The organism is Alteromonas sp. ABV2_168 (assembly GCF_056161165.1).
The window spans coordinates 115,255-136,787 of the sequence record NZ_JBSWYQ010000003.1 but is presented as its reverse complement, the minus strand read 5'-3'; the positions used below and the strand labels follow the sequence as shown (position 1 = coordinate 136,787).

General features: G+C 49.8%; 18 protein-coding genes. 13 read left to right on the top strand and 5 right to left on the bottom strand.

All coding sequences use genetic code 11. The annotated features are described in order from the left end of the window. Nucleotides 1-43: 43 nt before the first annotated feature. Together ptsP and rppH are read right to left on the bottom strand one after the other, a co-directional pair. Entirely contained in the window at nt 44-2,335 is a 2,292-nt protein-coding gene (gene ptsP / locus ACXAH4_RS06175) for a phosphoenolpyruvate--protein phosphotransferase (RefSeq protein ID WP_474845364.1), read from the bottom strand. A gap of 34 nt (nt 2,336-2,369) precedes the next feature. After that, entirely contained in the window at nt 2,370-2,915 is a 546-nt protein-coding gene (rppH, locus tag ACXAH4_RS06170) for an RNA pyrophosphohydrolase (RefSeq protein WP_119500007.1), read from the bottom strand. 106 nt (nt 2,916-3,021) lie between these two features. Here rppH and mutH point away from each other — a divergent pair, with 106 nt between their 5' ends. Continuing rightward, a complete protein-coding gene (gene mutH / locus ACXAH4_RS06165; protein WP_474845178.1) occupies nt 3,022-3,696 on the top strand; it encodes a DNA mismatch repair endonuclease MutH in 675 nt (224 codons plus the stop codon). Nucleotides 3,697-3,736: 40 nt separating this feature from the next. On the opposite strand, the gene ACXAH4_RS06160 is transcribed toward mutH, so the two are convergent. Together ACXAH4_RS06160 and ACXAH4_RS06155 are read right to left on the bottom strand one after the other, a co-directional pair. Then, a complete protein-coding gene (locus tag ACXAH4_RS06160) occupies nt 3,737-4,801 on the bottom strand; it encodes a helix-turn-helix domain-containing protein (protein ID WP_474845180.1) in 1,065 nt (354 codons plus the stop codon). Nucleotides 4,802-4,855: 54 nt separating this feature from the next. Then, complete coding sequence (locus tag ACXAH4_RS06155) at nt 4,856-6,361, bottom strand: CYTH domain-containing protein (protein ID WP_474845182.1); 1,506 nt, start codon at nt 6,359-6,361, stop codon at nt 4,856-4,858. Nucleotides 6,362-6,564: 203 nt separating this feature from the next. Between ACXAH4_RS06155 and ACXAH4_RS06150 the strand changes: the two genes are divergently transcribed. After that, on the top strand, nt 6,565-7,179 hold the full coding sequence (locus tag ACXAH4_RS06150) for a TIGR04211 family SH3 domain-containing protein (RefSeq protein WP_474845184.1): 615 nt from the start codon (nt 6,565-6,567) through the stop codon (nt 7,177-7,179). 104 nt (nt 7,180-7,283) lie between these two features. On the opposite strand, the gene putA is transcribed toward ACXAH4_RS06150, so the two are convergent. Beyond that, a complete protein-coding gene (gene putA, locus ACXAH4_RS06145) occupies nt 7,284-11,084 on the bottom strand; it encodes a bifunctional proline dehydrogenase/L-glutamate gamma-semialdehyde dehydrogenase PutA (protein ID WP_474845186.1) in 3,801 nt (1,266 codons plus the stop codon). 370 nt (nt 11,085-11,454) lie between these two features. Between putA and ACXAH4_RS06140 the strand changes: the two genes are divergently transcribed. The 11 genes from ACXAH4_RS06140 (at nt 11,455) to rpoS (ending at nt 21,464) form a co-directional block, all read left to right on the top strand. Continuing rightward, on the top strand, nt 11,455-13,086 hold the full coding sequence (locus ACXAH4_RS06140) for a methyl-accepting chemotaxis protein (RefSeq protein WP_474845188.1): 1,632 nt from the start codon (nt 11,455-11,457) through the stop codon (nt 13,084-13,086). Between the two features lie 23 nt (nt 13,087-13,109). Continuing rightward, nucleotides 13,110-14,819, top strand: coding sequence for a TIGR03545 family protein (locus ACXAH4_RS06135; protein ID WP_474845190.1), 1,710 nt, complete (start codon nt 13,110-13,112; stop codon nt 14,817-14,819). Between the two features lie 56 nt (nt 14,820-14,875). After that, nucleotides 14,876-15,166: a cell division protein FtsB gene (gene ftsB, locus ACXAH4_RS06130; protein WP_119503280.1), complete on the top strand. Its 291-nt coding sequence runs from the start codon at nt 14,876-14,878 to the stop codon at nt 15,164-15,166. Between the two features lie 3 nt (nt 15,167-15,169). Then, nucleotides 15,170-15,871 (top strand): 2-C-methyl-D-erythritol 4-phosphate cytidylyltransferase, encoded by a 702-nt coding sequence (ispD, locus tag ACXAH4_RS06125; protein ID WP_474845192.1) that lies wholly within the window; start codon nt 15,170-15,172, stop codon nt 15,869-15,871. A 14-nt stretch (nt 15,872-15,885) separates the two neighbouring features. Next, nucleotides 15,886-16,359 carry a 2-C-methyl-D-erythritol 2,4-cyclodiphosphate synthase gene (gene ispF, locus ACXAH4_RS06120; protein WP_474845194.1) on the top strand — a complete coding sequence of 158 codons (474 nt, stop codon included), beginning with the start codon at nt 15,886-15,888 and terminating at the stop codon, nt 16,357-16,359. 1 nt (nt 16,360) lies between these two features. Beyond that, complete coding sequence (truD, locus tag ACXAH4_RS06115) at nt 16,361-17,431, top strand: tRNA pseudouridine(13) synthase TruD (protein ID WP_474845196.1); 1,071 nt, start codon at nt 16,361-16,363, stop codon at nt 17,429-17,431. Nucleotides 17,432-17,470: 39 nt separating this feature from the next. After that, nucleotides 17,471-18,220, top strand: a complete 750-nt coding sequence (gene surE, locus ACXAH4_RS06110; RefSeq protein WP_474845198.1) for a 5'/3'-nucleotidase SurE — start codon at nt 17,471-17,473, stop codon at nt 18,218-18,220. A gap of 84 nt (nt 18,221-18,304) precedes the next feature. Continuing rightward, a complete protein-coding gene (locus tag ACXAH4_RS06105; protein ID WP_119499995.1) occupies nt 18,305-18,940 on the top strand; it encodes a protein-L-isoaspartate(D-aspartate) O-methyltransferase in 636 nt (211 codons plus the stop codon). Beyond that, nucleotides 18,937-19,515: a YqaA family protein gene (locus tag ACXAH4_RS06100; protein ID WP_474845200.1), complete on the top strand. Its 579-nt coding sequence runs from the start codon at nt 18,937-18,939 to the stop codon at nt 19,513-19,515. Before ACXAH4_RS06105 ends, ACXAH4_RS06100 begins: the two co-directional genes overlap by 4 nt. 18 nt (nt 19,516-19,533) lie before the next feature. After that, a complete protein-coding gene (locus ACXAH4_RS06095) occupies nt 19,534-20,394 on the top strand; it encodes a peptidoglycan DD-metalloendopeptidase family protein (RefSeq protein ID WP_474845366.1) in 861 nt (286 codons plus the stop codon). Between the two features lie 119 nt (nt 20,395-20,513). Next, nucleotides 20,514-21,464, top strand: coding sequence for an RNA polymerase sigma factor RpoS (gene rpoS, locus ACXAH4_RS06090; protein ID WP_474845368.1), 951 nt, complete (start codon nt 20,514-20,516; stop codon nt 21,462-21,464). Nucleotides 21,465-21,533: the final 69 nt, after the last annotated feature.

Genomic DNA, 21,533 nt, shown 5'->3' with positions numbered 1-21,533 from the left:
TTCTCCCAGATCTGTCACGGCAGCAACCAGCTCCTGTAAACTCCTAGGAGCCTGCCCGTACCAGACCACCCAGCCCGCGCTGTTCCAGATATTGATTGATATAAACAAACACTTCTTCATGAGTACTTGCCGTCAGGGTTTTGATGAGTAGCTGTTTAGACTCTTCCAGCGATACATTGCGTACCACCCAGTTTATCTTGCGCAGGTTGTGGGCATTCATACTTAATTTGCGGTAACCCATTCCCATAAGCAGAATGGCACCGCCCGGTTCACCGGCAATCTCTCCGCAAACAGTAACCGGTACCTGATTGGCATCCGCCTGCTTAACAATATCATACAGAGCACTGAGCACCGCAGGGTGATAACTGTTATACAAACTGGCCACACGGGTATTGTTTCTGTCCACCGCCAGCAAATATTGCGTTAAGTCATTACTACCGACAGAGAAGAAATCTACCTGTCTGGCCAGCTGTGGCAACTGATAAAGTACCGAAGGCACCTCCAGCATAATACCCAGCTTCGGACGCTCAAGCAGTACATCCATGTCTTTGACTTCATCACTGATTTCAAAGAAAGCCTGATCGATAAGACGTCTTGCCTCCTGAACTTCCGCGACAGAGGAGATCATTGGCAGCATGATTTGCAGATTCGTTAAACCAATACTGGCCCGCAACATTGCCCGCACCTGTACCAGGAAAATCTCCGGATGGTCCAGCGTCAGTCTGATCCCCCGCCAGCCAAGAAACGGATTTTCTTCGTTAATCGGAAAGTAAGGCAAAGGTTTATCACCGCCAACATCCAGCGTACGCATGGTGATTGGTTGTTCCGGTGAAGCCATCAGGATTTGCCGGTACAGCTCTACCTGCTCCTGCTCAGACGGAAAACGCTCTCTGAGCATGAACGGAATTTCGGTACGGTAAAGGCCAATGCCATCTGCATTAGCAAATTGCGTCGCTTCAATCTCCGCCGATAAACCCGCATTCACGTAAAGCGCAATGCGACAGCCATCCTGCGTTTTACATATCTGCCCTGCTTCAGCATCAATACGCTCAGACAGGGTCGCTTCTTCAGCAATCAGCTGGGTAAATTCGTTACGGATGGTTTTTTCCGGCGAAATAATCACTTCGCCACCATAGCCGTCAAGCAGGATTTCTTTACCGTTCAGCAGTGCCGGGGAGACGTTCTGGCATCCCATAACCGCAGGAACACCCATGGCTCTGGCGAGTATTGCAGCGTGGGAGTTATTCGACCCGCGGATAGAAATGATGCCTTTAAGGTGAGCTCGCGGAAACTCTGCCAGCATAGAGGCGCTGACTTCTTCGGCAACCAGAATGCTGTCGCCTTTCACTTCATTATTAACCGGCGACTTGCCTTTGTTGTCGTACAGAATGTTCAGCAGGATCCGGTTCGACAGGTCGACAATATCAATTGCCCGCTCCTGCATGTAGGGATCTTCCATATTCTGGAATTTAGCGGCGTAATCTTCCACCACCATTTTCAGCGATGAAGCTGCATCCCACCCCTCACGGATTTTCGCTTCAACTTCACGTCCCAGACTGTTGGCGTCAAGCAAATGATGATAAAGCTGAAAAATGGACTTTACGTCATCGGGAATTGCTTCATCCAGACGACCGGATAAATCATCAACGTGCTTACGGGTAAGTTCTACACCTCGCCGGTACAGACGGATTTCCAGATCTTTATCAGTACAGCGTTTTACCACCCAGTTACGGAGGGAAATTGAACTGTCTGTGGAATAACCGGTACCCACAGCCAGGCCGGGAGAGCCGGCAATGCCGCGCACATTTTTTTGTCTCGGAACAGATTCCACTGCCGCATTCGGCGTAAGTGCACCGCGGATGTCCGCATTGGTGATTTCCAGCGCAAGTTGGGTGGCCAGTGTGACGAGAAACGCTTCTTCGTCTTCGCCGAAACGGCGCATGGCTTTTTGCTGCATGGTGATCACGCCCAGCACTTTGCGCTGATGAATGATTGGCGTACCAAGGAAAGCGTTGTAGTTTTCTTCTTTTACTTCAGGATAATGCTTAAAGCGGGGATGTTGATGCGCATTTTCGATATTCAGCGGTTCTTCACGCTGTCCTACCAGACCAATCAAGCCTTCGGAGAATCCGATGCGGACCAGTTCCACCGCATCAGGGTGCAGACCATCTGTGGCTTTAAGCACGAAATCCTGCTTTTCATAATCAGCAAGATAGATAGAGCAGGAGTCCACCTGCATTGTATGCTTAACCCGGGACGCAAGACGAAACAAAGCCTGATCCAAATCCGGGATCTGGTTCATTTCCTGTACGATGCGTTTTAACGTGGTGAGTATATTCCCGGTTCCAGCCACGAAGATGCTCTCCTGTTTAACCGCTACGCCGGCGCTTGCGGTTACGTTTGTTGGGTTTCCCCGGCGGATTGTTTTGCACGCGTTGACCCGCGGGCATTGCAACACCGGCAAATTCTTTCATCACCTTACGGTATACATCCCGTTTGAAAGACACGACATTTCGGATGGGATACCAATAACTCACCCAGCGCCAGTCATCAAATTCAGGATGACCACTTTTGAGCACATTGACATCTTTTTCCTGGCAATCTAACTGAAGCAGAAACCACTTCTGTTTTTGCCCGATACATACCGGAGAACTGCCCTGGCGAATTAATCGCTTTGGCAATTTGTATCGCAACCAGTTGCGGGTAACACCTAAAACAGTAACGTCTTTTTGCGTTAACCCTACTTCTTCGTGCAACTCCCTGTACATAGCTTGTTCTGCAGTTTCCCCTTCATCAATTCCGCCTTGTGGAAACTGCCATGAATGCTGACCATAACGCCTTGCCCAAAACACCTGACCCATTTTGTTGCAAATCACTATGCCCACATTCGCACGGAATCCGTCGGCATCTATCACATAGACTCCCGGGCACGATAAACTTTTCTATTTCTGCATTCTTCCATAAACTATAGCCCTTTCAAAGCATTAATCCTAATTCAGCAAATATTACCCGGAGAGTCTCTTGCAGCCACCCGATACCGCACCCGCTACACCGGAAGAGTTACTGGCACGCAGCTACCGGATTGCCGGCTTGTCACTGGGCGAACTGGCAGAGCTGGCGCACGTGGCCATTCCGGAAAATCTGCAACGGCACAAGGGCTGGCCGGGTATGCTGATAGAAAAATGGCTGGGAGCCACAGCCGGCTCAAAACCTCAACAGGACTTCCCGGAACTCGGTGTAGAGCTGAAAACGATTCCTATTGACGGGAATTTTACTCCGCTGGAAACCACGTATGTTTGTTACGCGCCGCTGATAAGTAAACCCGGTACTACCTGGCAAACGTCTAATGTGCGCAATAAGCTTCAGCAGGTTTTATGGGTGCCACTGGAAGGTGACCGCGCCATCCCCCTCGCACAGCGACGTGTTGCCACGGCATTTTTCTGGCAACCGGATGCCCGGGAAGACGCAATCTTGCAAAAGGACTGGGAAGAACTCACAGAAATGATTGTGCTGGGGGAAGTAGAAAAAATCACTGCGCGTCTTGGTCAGGCACTGCACATCCGTCCTAAAGCAGCCAGTGGCAATGTGCTGACAGATGCCTTTGATGCTGACGGACAGAAAATAAAAACCCGCCCCAGAGGATTTTACTTACGTACCTCGTTTACCGGCGCAGTATTGCACCGCCACTTCACCTGACATCAGCTTTTTCAGGCGTCAGGTGATAACGCGCAACAGACTACCTTTGCTTACGCATGTGGTTCATCATTACACCGCTCAGAAACTGTTCTGAATGCACACCAAGACGTTTCGCCTGCGCCGCCAGTGAGTCATCGCTACCGAGAAGCTCATTTTTGGCATAGGTCAGACGGTACTGATAAACAAAGCTTCTGAAATCTCTTTTTTCCAGTAACCTCAGCGCAATCACCAGGGTAGTGGGATCCACATGGCACTGACCGGCAAAGGCTTTGAGCTGCAAGCCGGGGGATTTAAATGCTTCTGTATCCGTCATTGTCTGCTCAGCCTTAACCAGCGCCTCCCGCATGATGCACTGTTCGGCTTTTAAATCGTCAAGGCGGTGATAATCCAGCGGCGACGGAGACGTGTGTTGCGGACGAATAACAGCAATAAACGTTTGCAATAAGGCGATAGCAAACAGCAGGTTAAACAATGACTGCCAGAAGTGAATATCGAAAAAACCGAATGCACCGGCTGTGACCAGCAAAATACAGCAGAATGCCAGACCAACAGTAACTCCCATAGCACCACCGAGCCACTGCACACGAAATTCCCGCACATCAGCCACCTGAGATGACAGGTAACGGTGGTAATTCTGTATCAGTTCGGTGATCAGGATCCCGAGTACCAGAATACCGAACCCGGTGACCATATAAACCAGATAAATATGCCAGTTGTCCAGCGGATGACCTGTGGGAGAAGAGACCAGCCACTGCGCTTTTTCATCAGCGCTGACAAACAGTAAGGGGATTTCTGCCAGCAGCGCCAGGGCGACCGGCAGCCACAGTAACAATTTAGAAGGTCTGGCATTATCAATAACCAGCAGTTTGACACTACGGTACAGTAAGGTTAGTGAGAGCAACGGGGTAAATACAGTAAGCACCGACAGTCCGGCGGCATCCTGTCCGAAGGCACGCAACCATTCATCAGTGAGAATGAACGGCCACACTATCATGGCTGCCAGCACCCATGGCGCACCGGAAACACGGTGCTTTTCCCTGAAGAACTGAACCAGTATCACCAGGTAGAGCAAAACCAGCACGAAAAGGGTGTAGCGATGCAACATAATGTATTTCTACCTCACTTCCTTCAAGAAACGTTGTGCGACCAGACGGCCTGCTTACCAGTATACGTCGCCCTGCATACCGGCTTGTCTGGTTCTCTCCATGACATGCATCAAATTAGCAATCTTATCATCCACCCAAGTGAATACATCTGACAGTTCGTCCAGCTCAGATTCAGTAGCAAGGGCCCGCAGCATCATTAACGCTTTTAATTCGTCAATTCCGGTAAGAATATCTAACCATGGCGCGCGGAAATGATGTCGTTCTTCATCAAATAAATCAGCCAGCAGAAAACCGTTCCATAAGGTTTGTCTCAGCAGTACACCAATGGCCAGATAATTTTCGGGTGTCATTGTTTTGCTGCCCGGCATAGTTTGTTGTACCGTTTGCCAGCCCTGAGATAACCATCCCTGTGCATGTTCCATTACCGGCAGGCTGTATGCAGTTGAATGCTGGCGCCAGGGTTTTTCCTGCAATAACTGAGCAACTAATACTTTTAACGTATTAGTTTGTTTACTGTACAGTATTTCATCAGGTGTGTGTGCATGAATTAACCCGGCTTTTCTGCCCTGCAAATAACTGGTCAGTGCCGGATAACGACTCAGACACTTATTAAACAAGCTTTTTTTCGACAACAGATAGCGAAGGCTCTGCAGATCATCCTGCCATAACCAGACTTGCATATATTTCATCAGCAACTGATGCACTGACAATAATTGCGGGCACTGCAGAACAGGCAGATACAAAGATACGGTTTGCAACAACAGGCGTGCACTTTTAACGATTTCGCCGAACATCTTCACAGACCCGGTTTCGAAATACAGATGCTCATGTTTCTGCCAGTGAGATAACGCTTGCTGCACTGCCCGGCAGAAAGCCTCTTCGGTTGTTGTACCCTGTTCCAGCTTTAAATAAGGCTGCATTTGGGAAATAACCGGCGACAGCCCGTTAAGCAACTGGTAGCCCTGCGCAGCTTTAGACACATCGCTCAGGCGCACAGATGTGTTTTCTGTGATCAACTTTGCCAGTGTAAACAAGTGGGTCACTTCGCCCTGTTTCAGTTCCAGCTCAATCTCATGGATAGGAGAGCTGTTCTTACCCGTACTGGCTTCACCTTCGTCAATCACCACTTCTACACATGCGCCGTCCCATTCAACATCGAACGCGGTTCTTACGAAATGGGTACTGAACTGGCGCTGCAATTTATCGTTTACCTGCTCAATCAGCCAGTCGTCCGGCCAGACATCCCCGGGAAACAGGCGCAAGTCCGGCTCAGCACCGTCAAGGGCCACATTGTACTCGGCACGCTCATGCAGACCGCCGCTGACTTTGCCATGGGTTTTCATGGTCTGTTCAAAACGGCCATTATTACCACGGACGCGGAAACCCATCTTTTCCTGCTGGAAAAGGTGGTCTGCAGTATCGTAATAATCGTTCTGCAAGCGCATTTCCGGCTCACGGGAAATGCTGAAACCAGCCTGCTCAAAGGCAGGCAGCACTTTTTCGACAAATGCAGGTAAAGCATTGTCGCGGGTAACAAATTTTATTTCTATTTCCGACATAGAGAAAAAGGCAGGTCGGTAAGTGTCAGTATTCCGACACAATACCTTCGTATAATACTTTTCGCAACGGATGATCACCTTACAAATGTGCAAACGTAGTGAACTGTCAGCCGGGTTGCCGGTCCAATGTGGCGGGTACGCTTGCCTTTCAGGTTTGCAGCCAATAACATCACACAGTTTCTTAAAACAACTACGGACGCACTATGTTACGAAAATGGCTGACCATCGCATTAATTGGTCTTTCAATCCAGGTTTTCGCACAGGAGGATTCCATTGAAGAATCTCTGCAGCTGGAAGCTTCTTCTTCAAATTATATCCGCGACGATCTTTTCGTATTTCTTCATACGGGTGCGGGCCGGAACTACCGGATTTTAGGCTCTGTGGCCGCCGGAACGCCCATTACTGTACTGGACAGAAATAACGAGACAGAGTTTACGCAGATAAAAGATAATGAAGGCCGCACTGGCTGGGTAGAAACCCGTTTTATCAGTAATGAAATGTCTTATGCCGAGAAAATTCCGTTGCTGACTCAGCGTCTGGCCGACAGCGAAGCCGGCGTACAGGGTTTACAGTCAGAGAATGAAAGGCTGAAACAGCAACTGAACGCGACCCGTCAGGAACTGAAACAACTTCAGGACGAAACCGGCGATCAGACAACTCAGATTACCCGTCTTACCAATAAGCTGGAACAGCAGAGTAAAGATGAAATGATCAAGTGGTTTACCTGGGGCGGTATTGTTGCCGGTGGTGGCGTACTGCTTGGCGTGATCCTTACCTTCCTGCCGAAGAAGCGCCGTCGTAACGAAGAATGGATGTAAGCCGGACATAACCTGCAACGCCATTTTATTTAAAGTTAAAAAAACCGGTTCCGTTTTTTAAGCGGGACCGGTTTTTTGTGGTGTTTACGACAGACCTTAAGGACTTACTCGTCGTCTTCCACCAGCGTCATCAGCGAAGTATTACCGCCGGATGCGGTGGTATCAATACTGATGGTTTTCTCAGTAAGTAAACGTTGGATCAGGTTATCGTTATATTCTGCGGTGATGACCGGCAGAATAGCGCCCTTGCGGGAAGATAACATGGCCGCAATCTGAGCAGTACGTTCAGTGTGAGAATCCACCACCACACCGGCCAGATGTTCATGCATAAGTAAGTCGTTTAAATGACTTAATCTTGCTACCTGGAATACCCCCTCAGCGGCACCGGTTTTATTGAAGTGTTTCTGGAATTCCAGCGCTTCTTCATAAAATAGATCAGATACTACTGATACCACAACGTTACCGGTTGCCAGTGCAGTCACGATAGACAACGTCCAGTATTCGAATGTCACGCCTTTATCGGCGAAACAAACCAGTACGCCACGGGGTTCAAGGTAAAGCTTGTTAGACTCACCAGTCGGCCCCGGCAGCTGTGTGGGTTTGGACAATGTGCGTTCAACCGTTGTCAGTTGCTGACGGGCGGTTGCCAGGGTGCGGTTTAAGTCATCTGCCAGTTCATCAACAATGTCGACTCTGGCAAGCTTTGCCAGTAACTGACGCACCATAGAAATACGGTCGTTCAGCGGAGTATGTCGCCATTGCGCTTCAACATTAACACCCTGATTCATCAGGCGGGTTGCAGCTTCGGCGTCCTGCTTCTCACCGGACAATGCAGCATCCAGATTATCGATATCGTCGACCTGAGAAGGCTTCGGTGTAGCACGCTCCTGCATCAGACGGCGCAGATAGTTCGGACCGCCGGCTTTAGGCCCGGTACCGGATAGTCCCCGTCCGCCGAATGGCTGTACGCCGACAATGGCGCCGATCATATTGCGGTTAACATAAACGTTACCGGCACGGCTGCGGGCAGCCAGTTCGTTTGCCCTTTCTTCAATGCGGGAGTGAATGCCCATTGTCAGGCCAAACCCGGTGCTGTTGATCTTGTCCACCACTTCGCCGATCTCTTTACCTTTAAAGCGGACGATATGAATGACCGGACCGAAAACCTCACGCTCCAGCACATCAATGCTCTTGATCTCGTAAAGAGTTGGCGGGAAGAAATAACCGTCAGTGCAACCTTCCGGGATCTCACATTGATAAAGCAACTTACCTTTATCCTGCATCACTTCTTCGTGCTGTTTCAGGCTGTTGAAAGCTTTTTCGTCAATCACCGGACCTACGTCAGTACTGAGAAGGGCCGGATCGCCGATACTCAATTCCTTCATCGCGCCGATGAGCATGTCAGTTAAATCATCAGCAATGTCTTCCTGAACGTAAAGCACCCGCAATGCAGAACAGCGCTGACCGGCGCTCTGGAAGCCGGAATGAACCACATCATCCACCACCTGCTCAGGTAAGGCCGTTGAATCAACAATCATACAGTTCTGACCACCGGTTTCAGCAATCAGAGGAACCTGCTCACCGCCCCGCTCTGCCAGTAACTGGGAAATCAACGTACCGGTTTGGGTTGAACCGGTGAACATCACCGCTTTAATGCGCTCATCAGGCAGTAATGTACTGCCGACATGCTTGCCGGGCGCAATAATCAGTTGCAGAGCATCTTCCGGCAGACCCACTGTGTGCATAATTTCCAGCGCACGTTTAGCGATCATACTGGTTTGTTCAGCAGGCTTCGCCACCACCGTATTACCGGTCGCTAAAGCTGCCACCACCTGACCTAAGAAAATCGCCAGCGGGAAGTTCCAGGGGCTGATACACAGCACAACACCACGGGGAACAAAACGCTGATCCTCGTCCAGCTCACGGGCACGGACAGCATAATAACGACAGAAATCCACAGCTTCACGGACTTCGTCGATACTGTCCTGCGTAACTTTACCTGCTTCACGGATACAAATGGCAATCAGTTCGCCCATATGACGCTCAAGGGCAAAAGCCGTGCGTTCAAGAATGTCCGCCCGTTCTTCCACAGAACGTTTTGACCAGGCCGCAAAACCGTTGTGGGCTTTGTCCAGCGCTTCTGTCATCTGTTTTTGTTCTGCATAATGATGGAAACCCACCACATCAGATTTGTTGGCAGGGTTCAGGACTGCCGTGGCCCCTTCCGGTAATTTACCGTCAGTTACCACATAATAATTTTTCCAGCGGGCCAGTTCATGCTGAAGCGCGTGCACGGCGTTAACATCAGTGAGGTCAAGACCGCGGGAGTTGTCACGCTCCGGCGCGTAAAGATCGCGTGGGGCACTGATTTGCTTGTTGTAACGGGTTTTAAGACGCTGGGTTTTCTCGACCGGGTCTTCCAGAAGTGATTCAACCGGCTTTTCATCATCAACAATTGCGTTAACGAAAGATGAGTTCGCCCCGTTTTCCAGCAGGCGGCGAACCAGGTAAGCCAGCAGATCTTCATGCTCACCCACCGGCGCATAAACGCGGCACTGAATTTTTTCCTGCGTCACAACCTGATCGTAAAGGGTGTCGCCCATACCGTGAAGACACTGGAACTCAAACCCGTCTTTGTCATCACCGGCCAGCTCAATGATCACCGATGCGCTGTACGCATTATGGGTAGCAAACTGGGGGTAAATCGAATCACGATAATCCAGCAAACGGTTAGCACAGGCATGATAAGACACGTCAGTCGAGGATTTTCGTGTAAATACAGGGAAACCGTCCACACCAGCCTGCTGGGTCATCTTAATTTCTGTATCCCAGTAAGCGCCTTTAACCAGTCGCACCATCAAGCTGCGACCCACTTCCAGGGTCAGCGTGCGTAACCACTCAATGACATGAATAGCCCGTTTCTGATAAGCCTGAACTGCCAGACCAAATCCTGTCCAGCCCTCAAGGTCCGGGTCGCGGAATACGGTTTCGATGACGTCCAGAGAAATGTCCAGACGATCCGCTTCTTCAGCGTCAACGGTGAGGCCAATGTCGTACTCTTTCGCCATCATACACAGGGCTTTCAGCTTGGGCGGAATTTCCGCCATCACCCGTTCTGCATGTAAAAATTCATAGCGGGGATGGATCGCCGACAGCTTGACAGAAATCCCGGGAGAACGCTTGGGCCCGCGACCTGCTGCCGCTTTGCCGATTTCTTTAATGGCCTTAACGTAAGCGTCGTAGTAACGATCTGCATCTTCCATGGTGCGGGCACCTTCGCCCAGCATGTCGTAAGAATAGACGTAACCTTTCTTCTCTTTCTCTTTCGCCCGCTCTACCGCATCAGCAATGGTTTCACCCATAACAAACTGACGGCCCATAACCCGCATAGCAATATTCATTGCACGGCGGATAACCGGTTCACCCAATCTACCAAGGGTCTGTTTCAGTAAGCCGAACTGCTCTTTACGACGCTTGTCCGCATAGTTGACCATGTTGCCGGTTAACAGAAGACCCCATGCCGATGCGTTAACGAACATGGAATCTGAGTTCCCCAGGTGCGGAGTCCACTGACCTTTTGACAGTTTGTCACGGATAAGCTCGTCCTGAGTGGCTTTATCCGGCACACGAAGCAGAGCTTCGGCCAGACACATCAACACCACACCTTCAGAGGTAGACAGCGAATATTCATTGAGTAAAGCATCAACGCCGCCATGACTTTCCTGCTCCCGGCGGATTTGCAGCACCATTTTACGTGCTCGCTCCCAGGCCCGGCTTCGTGCTCTGGGATTGACTTCGGCAACAGGCAGAATTTGATCTATCGCGGTGGATTCATCGATACGGTAGTGGTCGCGGATGCGCTGACGAATAGAAGGCAGCGAATTGAGATTGTCATTAGTGAGCATTGAAACCCTTCTTTATCTGTATGGTGTTGTCATTACCTGCTGGTTGATTCTTGCACTCACGATGCCCTTCAGGGGCTGAAATAGCAAGTAAAGTCGATTGTTGATCATTAATATGTTCCCTGACCTGTAAAGATCACGACCGGCTTTCAGCGGCGGCATGCTATCACAAACCCCGGTAAGGAAAAGGGGCGCTCTGTCCTGACTTTTCTGTCGTCCGGCGCGAATTGTATAAAAAGATGTACATCCCTGAACGGGCCTGGAAAAAGGCCAGCGGAAAATACAACTTTCTTACTGATATTCACCGCTTTTCATATGGCGGAATGACGAAAGCTTTCCTACACTCCCTTCATAAACAAATGGATGAGATAGCATGAAGCTACGAAATTTCAGCGTTGTTCAACGGTTAGCCTTTCTTGTACTGCTGGTAGCAGGCCTGCTGCTTTTAATGACAGTGGTAGTGTTGCAGCAACACTATGAAGCGCAAAAAGATAAGGCTTATGAAGAGACGAAGCACATCGTTGAGTCGGCTTACTCGGTACTGGAACACTTTTCCACGTTGTCAGAAAACGGGGATATGACCATCGCTGAAGCACAAATGCAGGCCAAAGGTGTTATAGCAGCAATACGCTATGACGACGGTAACTATTTGTGGATCCAGGATGATACGCCGGCCATGGTCATGCACCCCATCAAGCCGGCACTTGAAGGTCAGGATTTAACGGATTTTAAAGACGCTAACGGCGATAAGTTCTTCGTCACCATGGCACGGCTGGTGAAGTCAGAGAATGAAGGCTTTGTTCCCTACGTCTGGCCATTGCCTAATTCCGAAAAAGCCGTGGATAAAATATCCTACGTAAAACGTTTCGCTCCCTGGCAGTGGACCGTTGGCACCGGCATTTATCTTACCCGTCTCGACGCAGCGTTTTCTCATATCCGCAATGTGTTTATCGGCCTGGGCGTGGTGTGTTTGATCCTAGTTATTCTGTTTGCCTGGTTAATTGGTCAGAGCATTATTACTCCGCTACGGGCAACCACTGAGCGGATGAAAGATATTTCCCAGGGTCAGGGTGACTTAACCCGTGAACTGCCTGAGGACGGAAATGATGAAATAGCCAGACTCAGCCGCCATTACAATGCGTTTGTGGCGAAGGTGAGGGAGTCACTGCAGTCTCTCCATGGTGCAATAGAAGAGGTAGCCCAGGAAGGTTCGCGGTTAGCCGATATCCGTCAGTCTAGCGAAAGTCAGGCACAAACGCAGAGTCACAATGCCATACAGGTTGCCTCTGCAATGGAAGAAATGACCGTGAATATTGGCGATGTCAGTCGTCATGCTACAGAGGCTGACCACTCTACGGAGTCGGCGGGGCAAAGTGCAAAAGCAGGGATTCAGGCTGTTACACAGTCGGTGACAGACATTCAGTCGCTGAACCAGAGTATTGAATCAGTGGTGAATACGGTGAGCCAGCTTGCCCAGCAGAGCGACAAGATTGGCAGCGTGCTTGATGTTATCCGGGGTATTTCTGAACAAACTAATTTACTGGCACTGAACGCGGCTATTGAGGCTGCCCGCGCCGGAGAACAGGGTCGCGGGTTTGCAGTGGTGGCCGATGAAGTACGTACGCTCGCCAGCAGAACCGGTCAGAGTACTGATGAAATTCAGCAGATGATTCAGGAGTTACAAAGTGGATCATCTGCCGCAGTGAACGCAGTTAAAACCAGCCAGTCCGCTGTAGACAGCACCGTTGCAAATATCAGGCAGGCAGATGAAACGTTACGTACTCTATTAAGTATTATGTCTGACATCGCCGCTAAGAACCGGCATATTGCGGAGGCTACCGGTCAGCAAAGTGACGCGGCACAGGAAGTAAACCTGCGAATTAATGAACTTTCTGAGTCCGCAAGGCATACTGTGAGTAACGTAGAAGAAATGACACAAACCAGTATTGCACTGGCAGGTCATGTTGAGCAGGCGCGTCAGGCTATGCGAAAATTCCAGTACTGACCGCATCCAACCAGGAGTTATTCATGTCAGGTTTGAGGGTAAAGAAACGCTACTATCCCGTTTTCATTATCGTTTTGCTGGTGGTGGCGTACTGGCTGTTTGCCAATGCCCTCATCAAGTCCGTACTGGAATCTCAGTTGTCGGAATCTTACGGAGCTGAGGTAAACATCGGCAGTTTCGATCACTCGCTGTACCCCACTACTTTTACCCTTGAAAATGTGCAACTGACGGATGCCACGACTCCGGCAAGGAATCAGGTGTTGGTAGGAAAAGCCTCCGGCGATATAGCATTGATGCCCTTGCTGTCAGATCAGGTCATTGTGAATAAACTGTCTGTGCTGGATGTGCAGTTCAATCAGCCCAGAAGTACGCCAGGCGCGGTATACCGTCAGCCAACTCAGAGTCTGACCTTTGACGAAATGAAACAAAAAGCCAAAGATGCTGTACCTACGGTGGATGAATTACTGGCCCGCTCCCCGCTGAAAACTACTGCGGCGGTGGAACAGGCGCAACAGGCTTACACCACTTACTCTGAAGATTTAAAAGCGAACTACAAGGCGCTGCCGGACAAATCCCGAATCGCATTCTATAAATCAGAGATTGAGGCTCTGAAAAATACAGATTATAAAGATCCTCAAACCCTGCTTTCTGCAAAGGAAAAGCTTGAGTCTCTGAAAGCGGAAATTACCTCAGACCGGACCAGAATCCGGGAGTTCACTGACAAAGCGGGGGATGCCAGAACCGCCCTGTCAGACAGCCTCAAAGCCCTGAAGAACGCCCCGCAGCAGGATTACCAGTTCATTAAAAATGTTATCGCCGGCGACGATGCCGCCATGCAACAGGTTACGCAGATGGTGTTCGGCGACAAAGCCGCGGAATATACACAGTATCTCATGTCTGCCGTAGAAATTGTGTTGCCTCTGATACAGGGCGATACGCAACCTGCAGAAGAGGCCCCTGCTGATTTACCTTATATTCTGGTTAAAGACGCAGAAGTGTCAGTGAAATGGCAGGATGAAAGCATTGGCAGCGTATGGAAGAACATCACCAACATGCACGATGTGGCCGGTGATGCGACTACCTTCACCATTTCTGCTGCCGGTGCCTTACTTAAGCAGTTTGAGTCGTCAGGCCAGTTCCGCATAGACGACGGCGTGGTTGAGGCCTTCCAGCAATGGTCGCTATCTGGCATTAATCTGGCAGATATTCCCATGGTCAAAAGTGAGAAACTCTCTGCCGCTTTACAAAAAGCCCTGATGAGTGCCACCGGAAGTATGTCTGTTAAAGATAACCAGCTCAGTGGCGGCAGCGATATCGATCTTGCCGGGCTGGCGATGGAAGCAGCCGGCACCAATAAACTCACTACCGCCATTGCCAATGCACTGAAACAGCTATCGTCGCTGGATTTGCAAATGGCGTTATCCGGTACACTCAATGATCCCGGCTTCAGTATAAAGTCAGATCTCGATAATAAGCTGGCACAGGCTGCACTTACAGAGTTAACGGCATCTCAACAGGATAAGCTGGACGAAGCCATGAATAAGCTCAACAGTAAGATCAGCGCCCTGCAGTCAGACACACAAACCGAACTGGTGAGTGTGGAGAGCATGCTGAAAGCAGCGCAGGGAGACAGCAGCGAACTGGAAGGGTTATTAAAAACACAGCTGAACAGCGTGATAGATAAGCAAAAGGATAAACTGCTGGACAAACTTAAAAGCAAGCTTGGTCAGTAGACCCGCCGGGCCAGTACAGGCATAATAGTCATTTATTTAACGTTAAGGTGTTTGCCGTGTGGCAAGATAAGTGGGTTACCGTTGTACTGATAGTGTTGCTGGGATTACTCCAGTACCGCTTGTGGTTCGGTAAGAATTCACTGCCAGACTACCTTGCGCTTAAACAGGAAGTTCAGCAACAGTCGTTACAGAACGACAACCTTGCCCAGCGAAACAATCTGCTTAAGGCTGATATCAGCGATTTAAAAATCGGCCTTGAGTCTATTGAAGAGCGGGCCAGAAATGAGCTGGGCCTGATTAAGCAGGGCGAAACCTTCTACCGGATCCTTCCCGCGGATAACGAATAGTCCATGTCTCATCCTTCTGTAGTTGCTGTGGTACCGGCAGCAGGTGTCGGCAGCCGCATGCAAGCTGACAGACCTAAGCAATATCTCAGGCTCGGCGAAAAAACCATTCTGGAGCATACGCTTTCTGCGTTGCACGCCCATCCGAAAATTTCTCATATTGTAGTAGCGGTCAGTGCCGGCGATCCCTTCTTTCCGGAGTTGCCGGTGGCTAATGCTCCCTGGCTGACTGTGGTTGATGGTGGTGCAGAACGGGCAGACTCGGTATTCGCCGCCCTCTCACAATTGAACGACAATGACTGGGCCCTGGTCCACGATGCGGCGAGGCCCTGCGTGTCTCTGACTGATATAGACACACTTTTGCAGGTCGGAGAACGGGATGACGTGGCAGGCGGCATTCTGGCAACGCCGGTCAAAGACACGATGAAGCGGGAAATGGCGAGTAAAAACAATATTGTTTCCCACACTGAATGCAGAGAAAAACTATGGCATGCGCTGACGCCCCAACTGTTTCGTGCCGGCGAACTCAGGCAGGCATTAATACAGGCACAGGAAAAGAATATTCCCGTTACCGATGAAGCCTCAGCCATGGAAGCGGCCGGTCACAAGGTAGCCCTTATTGACAGTAATCCGGCAAATATCAAAATTACACGCCCTGCCGATATGCCGCTGGCAGCATTTTATCTGCAACAAACCCAAACTTTATAATTTAAGAGGCACCTATGCGTATTGGTCATGGTTACGACGTTCATAAATTTGGTGGTGAAGGCCCCATTGTTATTGGCGGCGTCAGCATAGATTACGAGCAGGGCTTACTGGCCCATTCTGACGGCGATGTATTAATTCATGCATTGTGTGATGCACTTTTGGGCGCTGCTGCAATGGGAGATATTGGTAAACACTTCCCGGACACTGATGACGAATGGTCTGGTGTGGACAGCCGTTTTCTGCTCCGGCACGTAGTCGGGTTACTGAAAGAAAAGGGATATGTGCTGAGCAATGCTGATATAACTATTATTGCGCAGGCCCCGAAAATGGCTCCTCACATACAAACTATGCTGGAAGTTCTCGCCAGTGACTGCGGGTGCGCTGTTGACGATATCAACGTAAAAGCCACGACAACAGAAAAATTGGGCTTCACCGGCCGCAAAGAAGGCATTGCAGCCCACGCTGTTGTGCTGATCAGAGCTGAATAACATGAGCACGTTACGCACTCAGCACTGGCTGTACAGTGATACTCCTCCGGTCTGCACCGCCGCACTCAAGACGCATCCTGAAGACTTCGTTGTCACCGAAGATCTTGGCTACAGTTTCAGCGGTGACGGTGAACATCAATTTTTGTGGGTCGAAAAAAAGCTGGCCAATACTGCCTGGGTCGCTGAGCAACTGGCTAAATTTACCGGCTTGCCATTACGGAATGTGACCTACGCAGGACGAAAAGACAAATACGCGGTTACCCGCCAGTGGTTCGGATTACATGCTCCGGGAAAACCGGATTTCGACTTTTCAGGACTGGAACTTGAAGGCGTAAAGATCCTTAAGCATGAACGGCACAATAGGAAATTACGCACCGGGCAGCTCAAAGGGAACCATTTCACCATTACCCTGCGTGCCGTCAGCGACGTTACTGCGCTGACAGAGGCGCTGCAACAGGCTGCCAGAAACGGCGTGCCCAATTACTTCGGCGAGCAGCGTTTTGGCAGTGTCCGGATCGCTGAGACCGGCGAGCGTCAGGAAGGCGGTAACCTGCAACTGGCAGAAAAAATGATTGCCGGGGAAGCTATCCGCAACCGCAACAAACGCAATATGGCACTGTCCGCCCTACGTAGCTGGCTGTTTAATGAGGTCATCAGTGAGCGCATTCGTCTTGGTAAACTGAATGATGTAATAAGTGGTGACGCACTGATGCTCAGCGGGTCTCACAGCTATTTTACTGAAAACGGTGAAGATAGCGGGTTGCAAGCCCGTTACGAAGATAAAGATTTATCACCCACGGCGCCGCTGTGGGGAAAAGGTGATGTACCGGTTACCGGTGAAGCGGCAGAGCTTGAACTGGCTGTAGCAGGTAAATATCCTGAGGTTACCAGTTATCTCAGTGAAGCCGGCCTGAAACAGGAACGCAGACCGATAAAAATCTGGCCGGCGCAACTTGAATGGCAACATAACGGTGATACAGTAATTGTTTCTTTCAGCTTACCGTCCGGTTGTTATGCCACTACCGTGTTACGTGATTGTGTTGACACAAATGGTGAAACAGCCGGCAGTTAGTATAAGCGACTTACCGGACAAAAAACGTCAGGAGCCTTCATGCGTATTCTTTTAAGTAACGACGACAGTGTATTCGCCAAAGGCATTGCTGTTTTATTCGAAACACTTGCCGCAGAGCACGATGTCACCGTGATCGCGCCGGACCGCAATTGCAGCGGTGCCAGCAACGCGCTGTCGCTGCACAGTCCGCTCCGCATTCAGCAACTGGATAACGGCTTTTATTCGGTGAATGGCACGCCCTCTGACTGTGTTCACCTGGGCGTAAATTGTTTCCTTGACGACGACCCGGAGCTGGTGGTGTCGGGTATTAACCATGGCGCAAATCTGGGTGACGACGTTATTTACTCCGGCACGGTAGCAGCAGCAACCGAAGGGCGGTACATGGGTCTGCCGGCCATTGCCGTTTCACTGGCCAGCCACGAAGGCAAACACTTTGAAACCGCAGCCCGTGTGGTGCTGGATATTATCCGCAAATTGCAGGCGCATCCTTTACCCCCCAATCAAATTTTGAACGTAAATGTGCCGGATGTGCCATACGATGCACTCGCCGGTATCAAAGTGACACGTCAGGGGCGCAGACATCGTGCCGAAGCCATGGTAAAAGCCAAAGATGCTTTCGGTCGGGAAATTTACTGGTACGGTCCGGCCGGAGCCGAACAGGATGCCGGCCCTGACACAGATTTTCATGCCATCGCTAACGGTTACTGCTCTGTGACACCATTAAGCGTGGACATGACAGCTCATCACAGCCTCACTAACATGGAAGACTGGCTGAATAAAAAACTCTGATAACAATAAATCCTGTGAAGGCAGCTAACCACAAACCGGCTGCCGGAAATAAGATACGGGAAAAACAGGAAATCATTTGCAGCAATGAGAACATTGAAAAAAGGTGAAATGCTCGCTGAGCTTTTGTTCAGCGAGGGCGTACGGGATCAAAAAGTACTGACCGCTATTGCATCCACGCCAAGGGAATTATTTTTACCCGATGCCCTCAAACACAAAGCTTATCAAAATACAGCGTTACCCATAGGACAGGGACAAACGATTTCTCAGCCCTATATTGTCGCCAAGATGACGGAGTTGCTGCTGAAAGCCTCTAACAGTCCAAGGAAGATTCTGGAAATTGGTACCGGCTCAGGCTACCAGACCGCAATCCTCGCACAACTTTTTGGTCACGTTTACAGTGTTGAACGTATCAAGTCGTTGCAGTTTCAAGCGAAGCGCCGGATGAATCAACTCAACCTGCACAATATTTCCATGAAACATGGCGATGGCTGGAAAGGCTGGCCCAGTAAAGGCCCGTATGATGCCATTCTGGTTACCGCCGCAGCGAGCAGCCTGCCACAGGATCTCTGCGACCAGCTTGAAGAAGGTGGCCGTTTGATTATTCCGGTAGGCAGCGAACAGCAAAATTTGTTATGTGTAGACAGAATTGATGGTGAGCTTAAAACAGAGACCATTGAAGCTGTGCGTTTTGTACCACTGGTTGCAGGAGAGCTTCAGTGAAAATTTTTCAACCATGCTATGACCTGGCGTTGCGATGGGCCCGTCACAAGCATGCTAATCGCTATCTTGCGGGACTGAGTTTCGCAGAATCTATGTTTTTCCCCATACCACCGGACGTAATGCTGGCGCCAATGTCCATGTCACAGCCCAACCGTGCATGGTTATTTGCTGCCCTGACCACTATTGCATCCGTGCTCGGCGGCATTGCCGGCTATGCACTGGGATTTTTCACTTTTGAGGCGTGGCTGGAACCACTTATTATCTCTGCGGGTTACGAAGAAAAACTGCAAACCACTGTCGACTGGTTTGAAACCTATGGCGTATGGGTTGTCTTCCTCGCCGGCTTCTCTCCTATACCATATAAAGTTTTCACCATCAGTGCCGGTGTTCTTAATATGGCTCTGGTACCTTTTATTGTAGCGTCTGCAATAGGTCGTGGAGCCCGCTTCTTTCTGGTTGCCGGTCTCATGAAATGGGGTGGTGCAGCCATGGAAGCTAAACTCCGTGAATACGTGGAAATACTCGGTTGGTTAACAATCGGACTGGCCGTTCTTGCGTACTTTTTACTCCACTAAGGTAGATTAATGGGCAAAATGCGAGCAACAAATGCTTCAATCGCCTGCATTTTCGCCATTTTTTTGACGGGTTGCAGTGGCAGAACAGCCCCTGCACCGGTGACTTTACTCAATAGTCAGACTGAATATTCTGAAAAAGGGTCAGAAAGTAAAACTTATCTGGTAAAAAAGGGTGATACGTTGTTCGCTATCGCCTGGTTTACCGGAAATGACTATAGAGATCTTGCTAAATACAATTCTTTATCAGCACCTTACGATATTTACCCGGGTCAAACTTTACGCTTATACCCACAATCTGTGACAGCGTTGACAGGGAACACTTCTAAGCCAAAAGTTCAAGAAAAAACTGGTACGACCAGCGATATATACGACGAAAGGAGTGTTGACCGGGATAAACCACAGGCGTACAGTGGTCGTGAAATTAATGTTAACAACCAAGAAGTTACTAGTGTCAAACCTTTGACGAAAGGTGTCAAAGATTCAGCCAGAAGGGATTTCCCCGAAAGGGTGTCAAAATGGGTTTGGCCCAGTAAAGGTAACATAGCGTTAACATTCAGTAATGCGGAATCGGGCAACAAAGGGTTGGATTTCAGCGCACAAAGAGGCGCACCAGTTCTGGCCGCTGCGGAAGGCAAAGTGGTTTACGCAGGCAGTGCATTACGTGGGTACGGTAACCTGGTAATTATTAAACATACCGATGCCCTGTTGAGTGCTTATGCACACAACGACAAGCTCCTTGTAGAGGAGCAGCAATGGGTCGCCGCAGGGCAACAAATTGCGACAACGGGAGATAGTGGAACAGATTCGGTCAAGCTTCATTTTGAAGTGAGATACCGGGGCAAGTCGTTAGACCCCCTAAGGTATCTGCCAGAAAGATAATAATAACAATAAATAATAAGAAAATTTGAGGAGAACATCGCAGGGTAACCAACAACGCAGGAGATGCAGTCGTGGGTCAAACAAAAGCCGCTGTAATCGAATCAAAGTCTCGGGATGAGTTGAACGAGATGGACATGCCAGTTGATATGAAAGCTGGTGAAGCAATTAACAATGATCTGGATGATACTGAGGATGATGCAGTATTTGTTCAGGAGGACTTACCGAAAAACCTGGATGCCACCCAGTTGTACCTGGGAGAAATTGGCTTCTCACCCCTACTTACCGCAGAAGAAGAAGTTTATTTTGCACGTCGCGCACTGAAAGGCTGTGAGGCCTCCCGTAAGCGTATGATTGTATCTAATCTTCGTCTGGTTGTGAAAATTGCCCGTCGCTACAACAATCGCGGTCTGGCATTACTTGACCTGATTGAAGAAGGTAACCTGGGTCTTATCCGTGCAGTTGAGAAATTTGATCCTGAACGTGGTTTCCGTTTCTCTACGTATGCGACCTGGTGGATTCGTCAGACGATCGAACGGGCGATCATGAATCAAACCCGCACGATTCGTTTACCGATTCACGTAGTCAAAGAATTAAATGTTTATCTGCGTTGTGCACGTGAGCTCTCACAGAAGCTCGACCACGAGCCTACTGCAGAAGAAATAGCTACAGAGCTTGATAAGCCTGTTGACGAAGTCAGCCGTATGCTTCGCCTGAATGAGCGCATTACATCGGTGGACACACCTATCGGTGGTGAAAACGATAAGGCACTGCTGGATATTCTTGCCGACCATAATGAATTTGGTCCGGAAGATAACCTGCAGGACAGCGATATGAAGTCGAATATCGTGAAATGGCTCGGTGAGTTAAATCCGAAACAACGGGAAGTGTTAGCACGTCGTTTTGGTTTATTAGGGTACGAACCGTCTACCCTTGAAGATGTGGGTGCGGAAATTGGCCTTACACGGGAACGAGTCCGTCAGATCCAGGTAGAAGCACTGCGCAGACTGCGCGATATGCTGGGTCATCAGGGACTGTCTCTGGAAAGTCTGTTCGATCAGATGGGTGAGTAATTTCACCCGTCTGACCCGACCATACAGTTTATGCCGTTCTGCCCGGTATGTTGCACCGGGCGGCACTGT

What these genes read in the sequence shown, in the direction of transcription:
- ACXAH4_RS06160 (WP_474845180.1), bottom strand. Translation starts at nt 4,801, where the DNA reads ATGTTGCATCGCTACACCCTTTTCGTGCTGGTTTTGCTCTACCTGGTG.
- ACXAH4_RS06155 (WP_474845182.1), bottom strand. Translation starts at nt 6,361, where the DNA reads ATGTCGGAAATAGAAATAAAATTTGTTACCCGCGACAATGCTTTACCT.
- ACXAH4_RS06150 (WP_474845184.1), top strand. Translation starts at nt 6,565, where the DNA reads ATGTTACGAAAATGGCTGACCATCGCATTAATTGGTCTTTCAATCCAG.
- putA (WP_474845186.1), bottom strand. Translation starts at nt 11,084, where the DNA reads ATGCTCACTAATGACAATCTCAATTCGCTGCCTTCTATTCGTCAGCGC.
- ACXAH4_RS06140 (WP_474845188.1), top strand. Translation starts at nt 11,455, where the DNA reads ATGAAGCTACGAAATTTCAGCGTTGTTCAACGGTTAGCCTTTCTTGTA.
- ACXAH4_RS06135 (WP_474845190.1), top strand. Translation starts at nt 13,110, where the DNA reads ATGTCAGGTTTGAGGGTAAAGAAACGCTACTATCCCGTTTTCATTATC.
- ispD (WP_474845192.1), top strand. Translation starts at nt 15,170, where the DNA reads ATGTCTCATCCTTCTGTAGTTGCTGTGGTACCGGCAGCAGGTGTCGGC.
- ispF (WP_474845194.1), top strand. Translation starts at nt 15,886, where the DNA reads ATGCGTATTGGTCATGGTTACGACGTTCATAAATTTGGTGGTGAAGGC.
- truD (WP_474845196.1), top strand. Translation starts at nt 16,361, where the DNA reads ATGAGCACGTTACGCACTCAGCACTGGCTGTACAGTGATACTCCTCCG.
- surE (WP_474845198.1), top strand. Translation starts at nt 17,471, where the DNA reads ATGCGTATTCTTTTAAGTAACGACGACAGTGTATTCGCCAAAGGCATT.
- ACXAH4_RS06105 (WP_119499995.1), top strand. Translation starts at nt 18,305, where the DNA reads ATGAGAACATTGAAAAAAGGTGAAATGCTCGCTGAGCTTTTGTTCAGC.
- ACXAH4_RS06095 (WP_474845366.1), top strand. Translation starts at nt 19,534, where the DNA reads ATGCGAGCAACAAATGCTTCAATCGCCTGCATTTTCGCCATTTTTTTG.